We start from the raw sequence: 16,724 nt of genomic DNA, 5'->3' as shown, positions 1-16,724 counted from the left end.
GCGTCCAGGGCCGGCTCCCCGCCGGGACGACGGCCCCTCACGTCGTCCACCTGGCAGGCCGACCGTCCACCCCCCGGAACGGTCTCGGCCGACCGAAACCTCCCGTTCACATCACCGACGGTCTTGTCACCGAGCCGTAACCGCCCCCGAGCCGCGAGGAAACAGCGGCTCGGGAAGGTTGTCCCCGACCAGCCGCCCGGCTGGCGAGGGGAGAGGCGATCTCTATGGCTGAGTTGGACTCGGGCCTCACGGCGTGGATGCTGGTCTCGGCATCCTTCGTGCTGCTCATGACGCCAGGACTGGCGTTCTTCTACGGTGGGATGGTGCGCGGCAAGGCCGTGCTCAACATGATGATGATGTCCTTCGGCGCGATGGGCGTCGTGGGCGTCATCTACGTGCTCTGGGGCTGGTCGATGTCCTACGGCTCGGAGAGCGTCGGCGGGTTCTTCGCGAACCCGTTCGAGCAGTTCGGGCTCGGAGGCGGTGGGGTCTTCGACGAGAACGGAGAGGCCGTCATCGACGGCGGGCTGCCGATCATCGTCGACGTCGGCTTCCAGGCCACCTTCGCGATCATCACCGTGGCCCTGATCAGCGGCGCCCTCGCCGAGCGCGTGAAGTTCGGCACCTGGCTCGTCTTCGCGGGGCTCTGGGTGACCTTCGCGTTCTTCCCCATGGCGCACATGGTGTGGAGCGGCGGCCTGCTGAGCGGTGACGGCCCGTTCGCCGGCATCGCCGAGCCGGTGGACTTCGCCGGTGGCACCGTGGTCCACATCAACGCCGGCGTCGCGGCCCTCGTGCTGGCGCTCGTCGTCGGCAAGCGCAAGGGCTTCGGCAGGGAGCCGATGCGGCCGCACAACCTCCCGTTCGTCATGCTCGGTGCCGGTCTGCTCTGGTTCGGCTGGTTCGGGTTCAACGCCGGCTCGGCCTACGGAGCCGACGGCGTCGCGGGCCTCGCCTGGGTCAACACGACCACGGCGGCCTGCGCGGCCATCCTGGGCTGGCTCGTCACGGAGAAGATCCGCGACGGTCACGCCACCTCCCTCGGAGCGGCCTCGGGCATCGTCGCCGGTCTCGTGGCGATCACCCCGGCAGCCGGCTCGCTGAGCCCGGTCGGCTCGATCGTCCTCGGGCTGGTCGCCGGTGCGCTCTGCGCCCTGGCGGTGGGCCTCAAGTACAAGTTCGGCTACGACGACTCGCTCGACGTCGTCGGCGTCCACCTCGTCGGTGGTCTCGTGGGCACCATCCTCATCGGGTTCCTCGCGACTGACGGCGGCCTGTTCTACGGCGGGGGCTTCGAGCTCACGCTGGTCCAGATCATCATCGCCGCGGTTGCCATGGCGCTCTCCGCCGTGGTCACCCTGGTGATCGCCCTCGGCCTCAAGGCCACCCTCGGGTGGCGGGTCAGCGAGGAGTCCGAGGTCAGCGGCATCGACCTCGCCGTGCACGGCGAGGCGGGCTACGAGACCCTCGGTGGGGCTCGCAAGACGACGGAGGTGAAGGCATGAAGCTGGTCACGGGAGTGATCCAGCCGCACCGGCTGGACGACGTGAAGTCGGCCCTGGAGGCTGCGGGCATCCGTGGGATGACCGTGAGCGAGGCGAGCGGCTACGGCCGTCAGCGTGGCCACACCGAGGTGTACCGGGGGGCCGAGTACACGGTCGACCTGATCCCCAAGGTGCGGGTCGAGGTCCTGGTCGACGACGAGGACGCGGCGAGCGTGACCGACGTGATCGTCGGTGCGGCGCAGACCGGCAAGATCGGTGACGGCAAGGTGTGGACCGTGCCCGTGGACGACGTGGCGCGGGTGCGCACCGGCGAGCACGGCTCGGCAGCGCTCTAGGCATCACCCGGCGCCCCTGGGCGCCATCACCAGCACGACGGCTCGAGGGGGCACCATGCAGCACGGACCGCTCGGGCCGGTGGTCGCCGAACCAGACCCCGAGGTCCCGGACTCCCGCAGGGGGGTCCGGGACCTCCGGGTCGACCGGCTCGACCTCGCGGCCCGCATGACCGGCCCTGGGAGCGACGGCACCGTCCGACGTACCGCGCTCTCCCAGCTGGCCTCGCGCCGGCTCGCTGAGCTCTGGCACGACGTCGTGGCGGACCTCACCACCACCGACGGGCTCGCCCTCGGTGCGGTCGGGAGCCTCGGGCGCTCGGACGCCTCGCCGGCGAGCGACCTCGACCTCCTGCTCGTCCACGACGGGCGCACCCACGACGACGCGACGGTGGCGCGGGTGGCCGAGCGGCTCTGGTACCCGATCTGGGACGCCGGGCTCGACCTCGACCACTCGGTCAGGTCGCTGTCGCAGTGCCGCAGGGTGGCCTCGGCGGACCTGCCCGCCGCGGTCGGGCTGCTCGACCTGCGGCACCTGGCGGGGGACCGCACGGTCGTGCACCGGGCCCGGACCGCCCTGCTGACCGACTGGCGCTCGGCGGCCCGGCGACGGCTCCCCGAGCTGCTCGCCACGACCAAGACGCGCGCGGAGCGCTCCGGGGAGCTGGCCTACCTCGTCGAGCCGGACCTCAAGGAGGCCCGGGGCGGGATCCGCGACGCCGTCGTGGTCTTCGCCCTCGCGGCCACCTGGCTCACCGACCGCCCGCACGGCCGTCTCGACGAGGCCTACGCGCACCTGCTCGACGTGCGCGACGCCCTGCAGGTCGTCACCCGTCGCTCGACCAACCGCCTGCTGCGCGCGGACCAGGAGGAGGTCGCTGAGCGCCTCGGCGTCGGGGACGCCGACGACCTCCTCGCGGGGCTGGCCGAGGCCGGACGGACGATCTCCTACTCCCTGGACACCACGGTGCGGCACGCCCGCCAGGCCCTCGCCCGCCCGTCCCTGCGCCGCCCGGTGCTCGTGCGGGGCCGCCGGACCGCCCCCCGGCTCCGGTCGGTCGGGGACGGTCTCGTCGAGCACGACGGCGAGCTCGTGCTCGCGGCCGGCGTCCGTCCCGAGGACGAGCCGCTGCTGAGCCTGCGAGCGGCGGCGGCAGCGGCCCGGACAGGTCTGCCGCTCTCACCGGTCACGATCGACAGCCTCGCGAGGACCCCCGAGCTCCCCGTGCCCTGGCCGGTCGGGGCACGAGCCCACCTGCTGCAGCTCCTCGGGGCCGGTCCGGCACAGATCCCGGTCTGGGAGACCCTCGACCTCGCCGGGGTCGTGACCCGCTGGATCCCGGAGTGGACCGGGGTGCGCAACCGGCCGCAACGCTCCCCGATCCACCGCCACACGGTGGACCGCCACCTGATCGAGACCGTGGCCAGGGCCGGTCGGGGGCGTCGAGCTCCGGGGAGCAGCGGGCAGACCCTGCTCCTCGCCGCGCTGCTGCACGACATCGGCAAGCGGGCCGGGGCCACCGACCACAGCGTCGAGGGTGCCGCCATCGCGCCGGTCGTCCTCGAGCGGATGGGGGTCGAGGAGGCCGAGGTGCGGGACGTGACCCTGCTCGTGCGCCACCACCTCACCCTCGCGGAGCTGGCCACGCAGCGTGACCCCGAGGACCCCGCGACCGTCGCGGCGCTGCTGGCGGCCGTCGACCACCGCGCCGACATGCTCGACCTGCTCCGCCAGCTCACCGAGGCCGACGCCTCGGCGGCCGGCCCGACGGCCTGGACGCCGTGGCGGGCGCGGCTCGTCGACGACCTCACCGGCCGCGCCCGGCGCGCCCTCGAGGAGGGGGCGCCATCCCCACGTGCTGAGGTGCCGACCCCGCGTCCGGCAGCGGACGGCACGGTGCGTCCCGCAGCGGGGGAGGACGTCGTGCCGGGCGAGGAGGGGCACGACGGGTAGGCTGGAGCGCCCCTGCACGCCTAGCGCCTGGTGAGGTCCCCTTCGTGTTCGCCACGCTGTCCGACCGTCTGACCGCGACCTTCAAGAACCTGCGCAGCCGCGGTCGCCTGTCCGAGGCGGACATCGACGCCACCGTGCGCGAGATCCGTCGTGCCCTGCTCGACGCCGACGTCGCGGTGAGCGTGGTCCGCGGCTTCACAGGACGGGTGCGCGAGCGTGCCCTCTCGGTCGAGGTCTCGGGGGCCCTCAACCCCGCTCAGCAGGTCGTCAAGATCGTCAACGAGGAGCTCGTCACCGTCCTCGGCGGGGAGCAGCGACCGCTGGCCTTCGCGAAGACCCCGCCCACGGTGATCCTCCTCGCGGGTCTGCAGGGTGCGGGCAAGACGACCCTCGCGGGCAAGCTGGCCCGGCATCTGCGCGAGCAGGGCCACACCCCGCTGCTGGTCGCCGCCGACCTCCAGCGACCCAACGCGGTGACCCAGCTCCAGGTGGTCGGGGAGCGGGCTGGCGTCCCGGTCTTCGCGCCCCACCCGGGGGCCCAGGAGAGCAGCGAGGGCGGGGTCGAGATCGCCCCGGCGGCGGACCCCGTCGCCGTCGCCCGCGAGGGCCTCGCCACCGCCCGGAACCGCCAGCACGACGTGCTCATCGTCGACACCGCAGGGCGTCTCGGCGTCGACGCGGAGATGATGCAGCAGGCCGCGGACATCCGCGACGCCGTCCGGCCTGACGAGATCCTCTTCGTGATCGACGCGATGATCGGCCAGGACGCCGTCGTCACGGCGCAGGCCTTCGCGGACGGTGTCGGGTTCACAGGGGTCGTGCTGTCCAAGCTCGACGGCGACGCCCGTGGTGGCGCGGCCCTCTCGGTCGCGAGCGTGACCGGCCGCCCGATCATGTTCGCCTCGACCGGTGAGAAGCTCACCGACTTCGAGGTCTTCCACCCGGACCGGATGGCCTCGCGCATCCTCGACATGGGCGACGTGCTCTCGCTCATCGAGCAGGCCGAGCGTGCCTTCGACGCCGAGCAGACCGAGGCCATGGCGGGCAAGCTCGCGAGCGGTGAGGACTTCACCCTCGAGGACTTCCTCACCCAGATGCAGGGCCTCAAGCAGATGGGCTCGATGAAGAAGATGCTCGGCATGATGCCGGGCATGGGCCAGATGCGTGAGGCCATCGAGAACTTCGACGAGCGTGAGGTCGACCGCATCGAGGCCATCGTCCGCTCGATGACCCCCGCCGAGCGCCGGAGCCCCAAGATCATCAACGGGTCTCGACGAGCCCGCATCGCGCGGGGTTCGGGCACCACCGCGACCGACGTGAACCAGCTGCTCGAGCGGTTCGCCGGGGCGCAGAAGATGATGAAGCAGATGGCCCGGGGCGGGGGAGTGCCAGGGATGCCGCCCGGCATGGGCTCGCTGCCCGGCATGGGAGGCAAGAAGTCCCGGGGTCGCTCCGCCCCGCAGCCCAAGAAGGGGCGCAAGGGCAAGTCGGGCAACCCGGCCAAGCGGGCTCAGCAGGAGAAGGAGGCGGCCCTGCGCGCGGCCGGCCAGGCTCCTGCGGGTCCGGCCGGGTCGGCCTTCGGGCTCGGGGGTGGCAAGCCGGCCGAGCCGGACCCCGCTGCCCTCGACCTGCCCCCGGGGTTCGACAAGTTCCTCGGACGCTGACCTCGACCTCTCCTGGTGATCACGGTGCGCGAACCCCGCCCTGAGGCCGACCCGACCGGTGGGCGGCCGCTGCACGTCCGTGGCCGGGTCCTGCTCGGCGACGGCAGCGAGGTCGAGGACCTCTGGGTCCTCGACGGGCGCGTCACGTTCGAGCCTCCCCGGGGTCGGCGCGCAGCAGCCCCCGATGTCCTCGAGGGCTGGGCGGTTCCCGGGCTGGTCGACGTGCACTGCCACATCGGTCTGGGGGAGTCGGGGCCGGTCGACCGGGCCACCGCCGAGCAGCAGGCCGTGGCGGACCGCGACGCCGGCACCCTGCTCGTGCGCGACGCGGGATCCCCTGCGGACACGCGCTGGGTCGACGGACGCCCCGACCTGCCCCGGCTGCTGCGGGCGGGCCGTCACCTGGCCCGCCCGAAGCGCTACCTGCGGCACTACGGCCGAGAGCTCCAGGACGTGCGGGACCTGCCTGCCGCGGCTGCCGAGGAGGCCCGACGCGGCGACGGGTGGGTCAAGCTGGTCGCCGACTGGATCGACCGCGACCTGGGAGCCGAGGGGGACCTGCGTCCGCTCTGGCCCGACGACCTCCTGGCCGAGGCCGTCGCCGCTGCCCACGAGGCCGGTGCCCGGGTGACGGCGCACGTCTTCTCGACCGAGGCCCTGCCGGCCCTCCTCGCGGCCGGCGTGGACTGCCTCGAGCACGGCACCGGGTTGACCCCTGAGCTCACGGCCGAGGTCGCTCGTCGGGGGGTCCCGGTCGTGCCGACCCTGCTCCAGGTGGAGAGGTTCGCCGAGATCGCGGCCCAGGCAGACCCTCGCTACCCGCGCTTCGCGGCGCGGATGCGCGCGATGCACGAACGCCGCTACGAGCACGTCCGTGCCCTGCACGAGGCGGGGGTCCGGCTGCTCGTCGGGACGGATGCGGGGGGCACCATCGCCCACGGCAGGCTCCCGGCCGAGGCGGCCGAGCTGGTCGCGGCCGGCGTCCCGGCCGCCGAGGTAGTGGCGATGGCCAGCTGGCGCGCCCGGGAGTACCTCGGCGTGCCGGCGCTCGTCGAGGGCGCTCCGGCCGACCTGGTGGTCTACCCGCGGGATCCTCGCCGCGACGTCGCCGTGCTCGAGGAGCCCTCCGCGGTGGTGCTCGGTGGTGCCGTCGTCGCGGGACGGGGACGGTGAGCGACCGGCCCTGACCGGCCCCGACCGGGCCGTGCGAGGGGTGGTGCGACGCAGGCCTCAGCATCTGGCAGAATGGCCCGCTGTACCCGGCGCGCTCGGCCCCTCTACCGGACGACGCCGTGTCCTCAGGTCGCCTCGCCTCGCCTACCCCACAGGACGGCGCGCGGTGACCGCCCCAGCAGAACCAGGAGAGACCACCACAGTGGCCGTCAAGATCCGTCTGAAGCGCCTCGGCAAGATCCGAGCGCCGTACTACCGCATCGTCGTCGCCGACTCGCGCACCAAGCGGGACGGTCGTGCGATCGAGGAGATCGGCAAGTACCACCCCACCGAGGAGCCCTCGTTCATCGAGATCGACTCGGACCGGGCGCAGTACTGGCTCGGCGTCGGTGCACAGCCCTCCGAGCAGGTCACCGCCCTGCTCAAGATCACGGGCGACTGGCAGAAGTTCAAGGGCCTCCCGGGCACCGAGGGCACCCTGCGGGTCAAGGAGTCCTCGGGCGAGGCCGGTGCCGCTGCGGCGATCGCCGCCGCTGCCGAGGCCGCCGAGAAGGCCAAGGCCAAGGCGTCGGAGCAGAAGGCCGCCGCTGACAAGGCCGCGGCCGCCGCGCCCGAGGCCGAGTCCGACGACTCCGCGGAGGAGCAGGCCTGATGCTCGCCGACGCCCTGGAGCACCTCGTCCGCGGCATCGTGGACCACCCGGACGACGTCCAGGTGAGTGCGCGCTCGCTGCGTCGCGGGGAGCTCCTCGAGGTCCGGGTCCACCCCGAGGACCTCGGCAGGGTGATCGGCCGCAGCGGCCGGACCGCACGTGCCCTGCGCACCGTGGTCAACGCGATGTCCCCGGACGGCTCGGTGCGGGTCGACGTCGTGGACGTCGACCGCCGCTGAGCACGACCCCTCGAAGGCCCGGTCCCCTACCCTGGGGCCCGGGCCTTCGTCGTCCGCCCCACCCCTGATCCCCGGTGCCCCGGGACCTCGAGAGGACCTCATGGAGCTCACCGTCGCCACCGTCGGCCGCGCGCACGGCCTGCGCGGGGAGGTCGGCCTGGACGTGCGGACCGACACCCCGGCCGAGCGCTTCGCCGTCGGGGCGGTCCTTCGCACCCGGCCGGCCTCAGCGGGCCCGCTCACCGTCGAGCGCACCCGGGACCTGTCGGGCCGCTGGTACGTGTCGTTCGCGCAGGTCGAGGACCGTTCGGCCGCGGAGGCCCTGCGCGGGGTCGAGCTCGTCGTCGAGGTCGAGGAGTCCGACGAGGAGGACGCGTGGTACCCCCACGAGCTCGCGGGGCTGCGGGCCGAACGGACCGACGGCACGGTGGTCGGCGAGGTCGTGGGGCTCGAGCACCTCCCGGCCCAGGACGCACTGGTGGTCCTCGAGACGGGCGGTCAGCGCACGCTGGTCCCGTTCGTGCGGGCCATCGTCCCGGTGGTCGACGTCCCCGGGGGACGTGTCGTGCTCGACCCGCCGCAGGGCCTGCTCGCAGCCGACGGACCGGCTGAGGAGGCTCGGCCCGGGACCGGCCCGACGGACGAGGGCTGACGTGCGGATCGACGTCGTCTCGATCTTCCCCGAGTACCTCGCGCCGCTCGAGCTGTCCCTGGTGGGCAAGGCCCGCCGGACCGGGCTCCTGGACCTGCGGGTCCACGACCTGCGGGACTGGGCGCACGACCGCCACCGCACGGTCGACGACAGCCCCCTCGGTGGGGGTGCGGGGATGGTCATGCGGCCCGACGTCTGGGGGGAGGCCCTCGACGACGTGCTCGGCGGCGCGCAGGCGCATCCGGGAGAGGTCGAGCTCGTGGTGCCGACCCCGTCGGGCCTCCCTCTGGACCAGCGCACGGCCGAGCGACTGGCGACCGTGCCGCACGTCGTGGTGGCCTGCGGGCGCTACGAGGGGATCGACGCCCGGGTCGCCGAGCACTACCGCGGTCGCGGCGTGGCCGTGACCGAGCTCTCGCTGGGTGACTACGTGCTCAACGGCGGCGAGGTCGCCGCCCTGGTGCTGGTCGAGGCCGTGGCGCGGCTGCTGCCGGGGATGGTGGGCAACCCGGCCTCGCTCGTCGAGGAGTCGCACGGTGCCGCAGGCACCCTCGAGTACCCGGTGTACACGCGTCCGCCGGAGTGGCGCGGGCACGAGGTCCCCGAGGTGCTGCTCTCGGGGCATCACGCCCGGATCGAGCGCTGGCGCCGGGACCAGGCCCTCGAGCGGACGGCGCGGCGACGTCCCGACCTCATCGAGCGGCTGGCCGTCGAGGACCTGGACCGCCGGGACCGCGACATCCTCGCCGAGCTGGGCTGGGAGGTCGGCGACGAAGGCCTGCGAGTCGTGTCCCCGCCCGGGGGTGTGGCAGACTGACCTGCTGGTGTGCGTCGCCGCGTCTCTGCCACAGGGGAGGCGGTCACGGCAGCTCTCGAGCGTTGACGCACCCGTACCCGATCCGGCGAGGCAGCTCTGCTGCCCGTGATGACGCGCCTGACCTGTGGCAGGGCGGGGAAGTGACCACCATGCACATTTTGGACTCGGTCGACGCAGCATCGCTGCGCTCGGACGTCCCGGACTTCCGTCCCGGGGACACCCTGAAGGTCAACGTCAACGTCGTCGAGGGCAGCCGCTCTCGCGTGCAGGCGTTCCAGGGCGTCGTGATCGCCCGGCAGGGCGGCGGCGTCCGCGAGACCTTCACCATCCGCAAGGTCAGCTTCGGCGTGGGTGTCGAGCGCACCTTCCCGGTGCACTCCCCGACCCTGGAGTCCATCGAGGTCGTGACCCGCGGTGACGTCCGCCGCGCGAAGCTGTACTACCTCCGCAAGCTCCGCGGCAAGAAGGCCAAGATCAAGGAGAAGCGCGAGACGCCTGCCCCCAAGAAGGGCTGAGCAGCTCACGTCTCGGCAGACGGGCGGTCACCTCCGGGTGGCCGCCCGTCGTCGTCCCCGGGCCCGGCGCTCGGGGCAGGGAGCCCCGGCATGGCAGAGTTGTCCCGTGACGAGCCCCTCCAGCACCCCGGCCCCGACCCCCGGTCTGGGCCGTGCGCACCAGCCGGGCCTGCCCGGCCCCACCGGCGCGGAGGGCACCGACCGGGAGGACGGGGCGCCGGCGCGGCACGGGCGGAGCCGCCCGCGAGGTGGGGCGGGGGCCTGGTTGCGGGAGTCCCTCGTCATCGTCGTGAGCGCCCTCGTGCTCTCCCTGATCATCAAGACCTTCCTGGTGCAGGCCTTCTTCATCCCGAGCAGCTCGATGGAGGACACCCTCGCGGTCGGCGACCGGGTGCTCGTGACCAAGCTCGCGCCGGGACCCCTCGACGTGAGCCGCGGCGACGTCGTCGTCTTCAAGGACCCGGGGGGCTGGCTACCCACCCAGCCCACCGCACCCCAGCCGGCGTGGCGCGAGGCGCTCACCGAGGGGCTGACCTTCATCGGCCTGCTGCCCCAGGACTCGGGGGAGCACCTCATCAAGCGGGTCGTCGCGCTGCCCGGGGACACCGTCGAGTGCTGCGACGCCGACGGGCGGCTCCTCGTCAACGGGGTCGCGATCGACGAGCCGTACCTCGCGGCCGGCTCGGAACCCAGCGAGATGGAGTTCTCGCTGACCGTGCCGGCGGGTGGCCTGTGGGTCATGGGCGACAACCGGCAGAACTCCCAGGACTCGCGCTACAAGCAGGGAGACCCTGGCGGCGGGAGCGTCCCGCTCGACAACGTCGTGGGCGTCGCCTTCGTGACGGTCTGGCCAGCCGACCGCTGGACCCTGCTGCGCAACCCCGGAGAGACCTTCGCGGAGGTCCCGTGACACGTCGCCGTCCCGACCTGCGTCACGAGCGGGCCTTGCTCCGCGGCGGCGCCCGCGTCGTCGCAGGGATGGACGAGGTCGGGCGGGGGGCACTGGCCGGACCGGTGAGCGTGGGCGTCGTCGCGGTCGACCTCACGACGCGCGCCTGCCCGCCCGGGGTCGCTGACTCCAAGCTCCTGAGCCCCGCGGCGCGCACCCGGCTGCTGCCCGCCCTCGGGCGCTGGGGCCTGGCCCGGGCTGTCGGTCATGCCCAGCCCGAGGAGATCGACGCGCTCGGGATCATCGCCGCCCTGCGCCTGGCCGGCCGCCGGGCGCTCGCCCAGCTCGAGGTCCCCGTCGACCTCGTCCTGCTCGACGGGTCGCACGACTGGCTGAGCCTCCCCGCCCAGCCGGACCTGCTCGACGGGACCCTCACCCTCCTCCCCGGGGCGACGTCAGTCGCGCCCGGTCGGCGTGACGGCACGCCGCCCGACCGCACGCTGCCCGACACCACGGTGCGTGACTGCACACCGCTCGACCGCCCAGGGCTCGACCCGACGCGGCCCGGTCCGGCGGTGCGGACCCGGATCAAGGCCGACCTGGCGTGCGCGTCGGTGGCCGCGGCGAGCGTGCTCGCCAAGTGCGAGCGCGACGCGCTCATGGCGAGGGTGGCGGAGGACCACCCGGAGTACGGGTGGGGCGGGAACAAGGGCTACGGCTCGGCCGACCACGTCCGCGCCCTACGTGAGCACGGCCCGTCGGTGCTGCACCGTCGCAGCTGGCGGCTGCCGGTGGACGAGCCGACGACGGGGACGGGTCCGGCATGGTCCATGATGGAGGCGTGAGCGCGGAGGACCTGGAGAACTACGAGACCGACATGGAGCTCGCCCTCTACCGCGAGTACCGCGACGTCGTGGGCCTGTTCTCCTACGTCGTGGAGACCGAGCGGCGGTTCTACCTCGCCAACCAGGTGGACCTGCAGGTGCGGTCGGCGGCCGGGGAGGTCTACTTCGAGGTGGGCCTCAACGACGCGTGGGTCTGGGACGTGTACCGGTCCGCGCGCTTCGTGAAGTCGGTCCGGGTGGTGACCTTCAAGGACGTCAACGTCGAGGAGCTCGCCAAGGCTGACCTCGACCTCCCCGAGGGCGGCGGCTTCCGCCGCTGACCGGCGCGGGCCCAGGGCCCGCCCCGGGGCCTGCGGTCCTCCCGCGGGGGCCCACAGGGCTCGCGGACCCGGGTCCGTCCACAGCCTGGCGGACCCTGACGCGGCTCGACGGCGCACCGCGGGCAGCGTGTGGCCCGGGAGGTGGTCACGTGAGGGCCAAGGACGCCGTGGGGCGGTACGGGGAGAAGGTCGCGGCAGCGCACCTGGTCGAGGCCGGGTGGACCGTCCTGGACCGGAACTGGCGCGGGCCGTCGGGGGAGATCGACATCGTCGCCCTCGACGGCGAGGAGCTCGTGGTGGTCGAGGTCAAGACACGGACGGGGGAGGGGTTCGGGCACCCGGCCGAGGCCGTCACCCCGGCCAAGCTCGCGCGACTGCGCCGCCTCGCCGCCCAATGGGTCACGAGCCACGACGAGCGCCCCGCGAGCATCCGGGTCGACGTCGTGGCCGTGTGGGCCTCGCGTCGCGGGGCAGCCCGCGTCGAGCACCTGACCGGGGTGCTCTGATGGGCCTGGGGCGCACGACAGCGGTGTCCCTCGTCGGGCTCTCCGGCCACCTGATCGAGGTCGAGGCGCACCTCGCCGCCTCGGTGCCCGGGTTCACGCTCGTGGGTCTGCCCGACGCGTCGCTCTCCGAGGCGCGGGACCGGGTGCGCGCCGCGATGACCTCCTCGGGCCTGGGCTGGCCCCAGCGGCGGATCACCGTGAACCTGTCGCCGGCTGCACTCCCCAAGGCGGGAGCCGGGTTCGACCTCGCGATCGCGGTGGCGACCTTGGCGGGGGCGGGGGCGTGCGACCCCGAGGCCGCCCAGCGGGCGGTGCACCTGGGTGAGCTCGGCCTCGACGGCCGGCTGCGGCCCGTGCGCGGGGTGCTGCCGGCCGTCGCCGCCGCGGTCGCTGCCGGTCGGTGCCGAGTCGTGGTCCCGTCGGCCAATGCCGACGAGGCACGACTCGTGCCCGGGGCCGAGGTGGTGGCGGCCTCGTGCCTCGCGGAGGTCGCCCTCGCCTACGGGGCCGAGTCGGCCGACCCTGGCCCGCTGGGACCCGTGGCAGCCCACGAGGACCCGCCGGCACCCACCCCCGCGGTCGACCTGGCCGAGGTGATCGGCCAGGGCCAGGCTCGGTGGGGCCTCGAGGTCGCGGCGGCGGGAGGCCACCATCTCCTGATGGTCGGGCCGCCCGGCGCGGGCAAGACGATGCTCGCGGCCCGTCTGCCCGGCCTCCTTCCGGACCTCGCGGAGCAGGAGGCCGTCGAGGTCACGGCGGTCCACTCCCTCGCGGGGACCTTCCGGCCCGTCGACGGGCTCGTGCGACGGCCTCCTTTCGAGGACCCGCACCACACGGCCACGGCCGCCGCCATCATCGGCGGGGGGTCGGGCCTGCCTCGACCAGGTGCCGCCTCACGGGCCCACCGAGGCGTCCTCTTCCTCGACGAGGCCCCGGAGTTCGGCACCCGGGTCCTGCAGACGCTGCGCCAGCCCCTCGAGCACGGCGAGCTGGTGATCCACCGCTCGGCGGGCTCGGCCCGCTTCCCCGCGCGTTTCCAGCTCGTGCTCGCGGCCAACCCGTGCCCGTGCGGTCGCGCGGTCGGCAAGGGCCTGGACTGCACCTGTGCTCCGATGGCCCGTCGCCGGTACTTCTCGAGGCTCTCCGGGCCGCTCCTGGACCGCGTGGACCTCCAGATCGAGGTGCTGCCGGTACCCAGGGTCGACCGTGCCGCACCGGAGGCCGAGGGCACCGCGACCGTGGCAGCGCGGGTGGCCGAGGCCCGGGCCCGGGCCCGGCGCGGCTGCAGGGAACCCCGTGGGCGACCAACGCAGAGGTCTCGGGGAGCTGGCTGCGGACCCACGGTGACGGGATCGACGCCCAGGCAGACCTCGACCGAGCCCTGGACCGGGGCACCCTCTCGTTGCGAGGGGCGGACCGCGTCCTGCGGGTGGCGTGGACGCTGGCCGACCTCGCCGGTCGGGACAGGCCGGGGCGGCTCGAGGTCGGCCAGGCCCTCGCCCTGCGCACCCGCGGTGCCGTGCCGTGACCGGTCTCGAGGAGGTGCGGCTCGCACGGGCCGCGTGGAGCCGCCTGGTCGAGCCGGGGGACGTCGTCGCCGGGGCCCTGGTCGCGAGCCTGGGGCCCGTCGAGGCGCTCGCGTGGCTGCGCTCGGTCGCCGCAGAGGGGGCCGCGGGGGCACCGGTCGCCGCGGGCGGTCTCGACGGCCTGGTGGGCACCCCGGCGTCGCGCCGACGGCTCGGGGTCGCCGTCGGGCGGTGGGCGCCCCGGCTCGCGACCGTGGACCCGGCCCGCGAGCTGCGCCGGGTCGACGCCCTCGGGGGCGCCGTCCTGATCCCCGAGGGACCCGGGTGGCCAGGCCGCGTGGGAGACCTGGGGCCGAGCGGGCCGATGTGCCTGTGGGTGCGGGGCCGGACCGATCTCGACGCACTGACCGCTCCCTCGGTGGCCCTGGTGGGGGCCCGGGCGAGCACGGCCTACGGTGACCACGTCGCCGGCGAGCTGGCCGCGGGCCTCTCGACGGCGGGATGGACGATCCTCTCGGGCGGGGCCTACGGCATCGACGCGATGGCTCACCGGGGCGCTCTCGCGACCGGCGGACCGACCGTCGCCGTGCTCGCCGGAGGGGTCGACCGGCTCTACCCGGCGGGCAACGCCCGCCTCCTGGCAGCCCTGGTGGAGCACGGGGCGGTCGTGAGCGAGGTGCCACCGGGATCCGTCCCGAGCCGCAGCAGGTTCCTGCAGCGCAACCGGGTCATCGCGGCCCTGGGCGGGGCGACCGTCGTGGTCGAAGCCGCGTGGCGGTCCGGTGCCCTCAGCACCGCGGGGCACGCCGCTGAGCTGCTCCGTCCTGTCGGTGCCGTGCCGGGTCCCGTGACCTCGGCCGCCTCGGCCGGGTGCCACCGGCTCCTGCGCGAGGGCCGTGCCGTCTGCGTGACCGATGCGGCCGAGGTGATCGAGCTGGTCGGGCCCGCTGCGGCCGGGCCGGCGGTGAGGACCCACGAGGCACGGGAGGTCGACGGCTTGACCGCCGAGGGACGGCTGGTCCTCGACGCGCTGCCGCTGCGTCGAGGTGGCGAGCTGGCGCACCTCGCCCGGGCGGCCGGTCTCGCCGAGCACGAGGTCCTCGCCGAGGTCGGTCACCTCGAGCTCGCCGGTCTCGCCGAGCGGGACGGGCCCGGGTGGCGCCGGCGGAGAAGCCCTGCGCGCGGATCGTGACAGATGCGGACAAAGCGGCGCGCCCAGCGGGTGGACTTCGCCGGTTGTGGGTGAAGTCTGCATGTCTCGCCTTGTCGCAGCCGGTCAGACAGGCCACGGTAGACGCATGCAGCTGGCCGCGGCGGTGTCCGCCGCCATGACCGAGGACGAGGTCGTGGCGGCCTTCGAGGTGCACCTCGAAGCCGACCGCGGACTCTCGCCGCACACGGTCCGGGCCTACCTCGGGGACCTTCGCCACGTGCTCGGTTTCGCCCGTCGTCGCGGCGTCTCCTGGGCCGAGGTGGACCTGGGCCTGCTGAGGGCGTGGCTCGGGACCATGGTCGGTGCGCGGCTGAGCCGCGCGACCGTCGCCCGCCGCGGCGCGGCCATCCGGTGCTTCTACGCCTGGGTGACCGTCGAGGGCGCTCTCCCGAAGGACCCCGCTGCTCGACTGGTGACGGCGCAGCCCGGCGAGAACCTGCCCTCGGCCCTGAACCTCGGTGCCATATCGACCCTCCTCGACATCGCTCGGGAGCGGGCCTCGGACGGTGACCCGCTCGCTCTGCGGGACCACGCGGTGCTCGAGCTCCTGTACGCGACGGGCGTCCGCGTGGGAGAGCTCGTGGGTGCGGACGTCGACGACGTCGACCAGCGTGACCGCCTCCTGCGCGTGCTCGGCAAGGGGGGCAAGGACCGCGTCGTCCCGTACGGCGTCCCGGCTGCCCGCGCCCTGGAGAGCTGGCTCACCCGTGGTCGTCCGGCTCTGGCGGTCGCGACCTCCGGCCCTGCCCTGGTCCTCGGTCGTCGAGGTGGCCGTGCCGACCAGCGCCAGGTCCGCGAGCTGGTCCACCGTGCCGCACGGGCTGCGGGCGTGGAGGACGTGGCTCCCCACGCGCTGCGACACACCGCTGCCACGCATCTGCTGCACGGCGGCTCGGACCTGCGTAGCGTGCAGGAGATGCTCGGCCACGCGACCCTCGCCACCACGCAGCGGTACACGCACGTGAGTGCCGATCGCCTGAGAAGCTCGTACCTCCAAGCCCACCCCAGAGCCTGAGGGATGTCTATGTCAGCCCAGGCCCGGACCGAGAGCCCGGACACCACCGGTACCGCCCGTACCGGCGGACGCGTCGTCCCCCGCCCCTACCTGGCGGGCGCCCCCGAGGACGCCACCACCGTCGACTCGCTGTGGGCGGTCTTCAAGGAGAGCGGAGACCGGGGGGCCCGGGAGCGGCTGATCCTGCACTACGCCCCCCTGGTCACGATGGTCGCGGCCCGCGTCGGTGCGGGCCTGCCGAACACCGTCGAGCAGGCGGACCTGGTCTCCTACGGCATGTTCGGTCTGATCGACGCGATCGAGAAGTACGAGACGGATCGCGCGGTCAAGTTCGAGACCTACGCGAGCGCCCGCGTGCGCGGCGCGATCATCGACGAGCTGCGCGCCATCGACTGGATCCCACGGTCGGTGCGCACCAAGGCCCGCGCGGTCGACCGTGCCTACGCCGAGCTCGAGGGTGAGCTGCGCCGTGCTCCGTCCGAGCAGGAGGTCGCGAACCGGCTCGAGATCGGCGTGACCGAGCTCCGTGCGGTGTTCACCCAGCTCTCGACGGTGAACGTCGCGGCCCTCGACGAGCTCATCGGCGCGGGGGCCGAGCGGGGGGACTCCCTGTCGCTCATCGACACGCTCGAGGACCCGGGCGCGGTGGACCCCGCGGGATCGGTCGAGGCCCAGGAGACCAAGCTCCTGCTCGCCCGCGCGATCGAGCGCCTCGGCGAGCGCGAGAAGATCGTCCTGGTCCTCTACTACTACGAGGGCATGACCCTCGCCGAGATCGGCCGTGTGCTGGGCGTCACCGAGTCCAGGATCTCGCAGATGCACACCGCGGCGATGCTCCGGCTGCGCACCGCCCTCCAGGAGAGCGAACGCGCCTGAGGCGGGAGCAGGTCCGCTCCTCACCGGTGTG

The 16,724-nt window shown here is 74.0% G+C and carries 17 protein-coding genes and 1 pseudogene; all 18 read left to right on the top strand.

The features are described from left to right. The first annotated feature begins 224 nt into the window (after positions 1-224). The 18 genes and pseudogenes from J4G33_RS07090 to whiG all read left to right on the top strand — a co-directional run bounded on the left by J4G33_RS07090 (position 225) and on the right by whiG (position 16,693). Complete coding sequence (locus J4G33_RS07090) at positions 225-1,505, top strand: ammonium transporter (RefSeq protein ID WP_208055258.1); 1,281 nt, start codon at positions 225-227, stop codon at positions 1,503-1,505. Then, positions 1,502-1,840 carry a P-II family nitrogen regulator gene (locus J4G33_RS07085; protein ID WP_208055257.1) on the top strand — a complete coding sequence of 113 codons (339 nt, stop codon included), beginning with the start codon at positions 1,502-1,504 and terminating at the stop codon, positions 1,838-1,840. Before J4G33_RS07090 ends, J4G33_RS07085 begins: the two co-directional genes overlap by 4 nt. A gap of 55 nt (positions 1,841-1,895) precedes the next feature. Beyond that, the gene (locus J4G33_RS07080) at positions 1,896-3,791 is read left to right on the top strand and encodes a [protein-PII] uridylyltransferase (RefSeq protein ID WP_208055256.1); all 1,896 of its coding nucleotides are present in this window, start codon (positions 1,896-1,898) and stop codon (positions 3,789-3,791) included. Positions 3,792-3,835: 44 nt separating this feature from the next. After that, the gene (gene ffh, locus J4G33_RS07075; RefSeq protein ID WP_208055255.1) at positions 3,836-5,455 is read left to right on the top strand and encodes a signal recognition particle protein; all 1,620 of its coding nucleotides are present in this window, start codon (positions 3,836-3,838) and stop codon (positions 5,453-5,455) included. A 24-nt stretch (positions 5,456-5,479) separates the two neighbouring features. Then, positions 5,480-6,628, top strand: coding sequence for an amidohydrolase family protein (locus J4G33_RS07070; protein WP_208055254.1), 1,149 nt, complete (start codon positions 5,480-5,482; stop codon positions 6,626-6,628). A gap of 202 nt (positions 6,629-6,830) precedes the next feature. Continuing rightward, positions 6,831-7,280 carry a 30S ribosomal protein S16 gene (rpsP, locus tag J4G33_RS07065; protein ID WP_208055253.1) on the top strand — a complete coding sequence of 150 codons (450 nt, stop codon included), beginning with the start codon at positions 6,831-6,833 and terminating at the stop codon, positions 7,278-7,280. Next, complete coding sequence (locus J4G33_RS07060) at positions 7,280-7,519, top strand: RNA-binding protein (protein WP_208055252.1); 240 nt, start codon at positions 7,280-7,282, stop codon at positions 7,517-7,519. The genes rpsP and J4G33_RS07060 overlap by 1 nt, the downstream gene beginning before the upstream one ends. A 100-nt stretch (positions 7,520-7,619) precedes the next feature. Next, positions 7,620-8,171, top strand: coding sequence for a ribosome maturation factor RimM (gene rimM, locus J4G33_RS07055; protein ID WP_208055251.1), 552 nt, complete (start codon positions 7,620-7,622; stop codon positions 8,169-8,171). A 1-nt stretch (position 8,172) separates the two neighbouring features. Continuing rightward, positions 8,173-8,988 (top strand): tRNA (guanosine(37)-N1)-methyltransferase TrmD, encoded by an 816-nt coding sequence (gene trmD, locus J4G33_RS07050; protein WP_208055250.1) that lies wholly within the window; start codon positions 8,173-8,175, stop codon positions 8,986-8,988. Between the two features lie 149 nt (positions 8,989-9,137). Then, complete coding sequence (gene rplS, locus J4G33_RS07045; RefSeq protein WP_208055610.1) at positions 9,138-9,503, top strand: 50S ribosomal protein L19; 366 nt, start codon at positions 9,138-9,140, stop codon at positions 9,501-9,503. Between the two features lie 106 nt (positions 9,504-9,609). After that, the gene (gene lepB / locus J4G33_RS07040) at positions 9,610-10,413 is read left to right on the top strand and encodes a signal peptidase I (RefSeq protein ID WP_307793791.1); all 804 of its coding nucleotides are present in this window, start codon (positions 9,610-9,612) and stop codon (positions 10,411-10,413) included. Continuing rightward, a complete protein-coding gene (locus J4G33_RS07035) occupies positions 10,410-11,237 on the top strand; it encodes a ribonuclease HII (protein WP_372435032.1) in 828 nt (275 codons plus the stop codon). Before lepB ends, J4G33_RS07035 begins: the two co-directional genes overlap by 4 nt. Beyond that, positions 11,234-11,557, top strand: coding sequence for a DUF2469 domain-containing protein (locus J4G33_RS07030; protein WP_208055249.1), 324 nt, complete (start codon positions 11,234-11,236; stop codon positions 11,555-11,557). The genes J4G33_RS07035 and J4G33_RS07030 overlap by 4 nt, the downstream gene beginning before the upstream one ends. A gap of 149 nt (positions 11,558-11,706) precedes the next feature. Beyond that, entirely contained in the window at positions 11,707-12,063 is a 357-nt protein-coding gene (locus J4G33_RS07025; protein WP_208055248.1) for a YraN family protein, read from the top strand. Further along, a pseudogene (locus J4G33_RS07020) lies at positions 12,063-13,591 on the top strand (YifB family Mg chelatase-like AAA ATPase). Before J4G33_RS07025 ends, J4G33_RS07020 begins: the two are co-directional and overlap by 1 nt. Further along, the gene (dprA, locus tag J4G33_RS07015) at positions 13,588-14,781 is read left to right on the top strand and encodes a DNA-processing protein DprA (protein ID WP_208055247.1); all 1,194 of its coding nucleotides are present in this window, start codon (positions 13,588-13,590) and stop codon (positions 14,779-14,781) included. The pseudogene J4G33_RS07020 and the gene dprA overlap by 4 nt, the downstream one beginning before the upstream one ends. A gap of 106 nt (positions 14,782-14,887) precedes the next feature. Next, a complete protein-coding gene (locus J4G33_RS07010; RefSeq protein ID WP_208055246.1) occupies positions 14,888-15,817 on the top strand; it encodes a tyrosine recombinase XerC in 930 nt (309 codons plus the stop codon). A gap of 3 nt (positions 15,818-15,820) precedes the next feature. Beyond that, positions 15,821-16,693: an RNA polymerase sigma factor WhiG gene (gene whiG / locus J4G33_RS07005; RefSeq protein WP_243758764.1), complete on the top strand. Its 873-nt coding sequence runs from the start codon at positions 15,821-15,823 to the stop codon at positions 16,691-16,693. Positions 16,694-16,724 lie beyond the last annotated feature (31 nt).

The organism is Actinotalea soli, from assembly GCF_017565425.1.
In the GTDB taxonomy this organism is placed as follows: domain Bacteria; phylum Actinomycetota; class Actinomycetes; order Actinomycetales; family Cellulomonadaceae; genus Actinotalea; species Actinotalea soli.
The sequence above is the reverse complement of the archived record's forward strand: the minus strand, read 5'-3'. Positions and strand labels throughout refer to the sequence as shown.

Bases quoted from the DNA above. Each gene is read 5' to 3' on its own strand.
- J4G33_RS07090 (WP_208055258.1), top strand. From the start codon at position 225: ATGGCTGAGTTGGACTCGGGCCTCACGGCGTGGATGCTGGTCTCGGCA.
- J4G33_RS07085 (WP_208055257.1), top strand. From the start codon at position 1,502: ATGAAGCTGGTCACGGGAGTGATCCAGCCGCACCGGCTGGACGACGTG.
- J4G33_RS07080 (WP_208055256.1), top strand. From the start codon at position 1,896: ATGCAGCACGGACCGCTCGGGCCGGTGGTCGCCGAACCAGACCCCGAG.
- J4G33_RS07060 (WP_208055252.1), top strand. From the start codon at position 7,280: ATGCTCGCCGACGCCCTGGAGCACCTCGTCCGCGGCATCGTGGACCAC.
- rimM (WP_208055251.1), top strand. From the start codon at position 7,620: ATGGAGCTCACCGTCGCCACCGTCGGCCGCGCGCACGGCCTGCGCGGG.
- rplS (WP_208055610.1), top strand. From the start codon at position 9,138: ATGCACATTTTGGACTCGGTCGACGCAGCATCGCTGCGCTCGGACGTC.
- J4G33_RS07010 (WP_208055246.1), top strand. From the start codon at position 14,888: ATGCAGCTGGCCGCGGCGGTGTCCGCCGCCATGACCGAGGACGAGGTC.
- whiG (WP_243758764.1), top strand. From the start codon at position 15,821: ATGTCTATGTCAGCCCAGGCCCGGACCGAGAGCCCGGACACCACCGGT.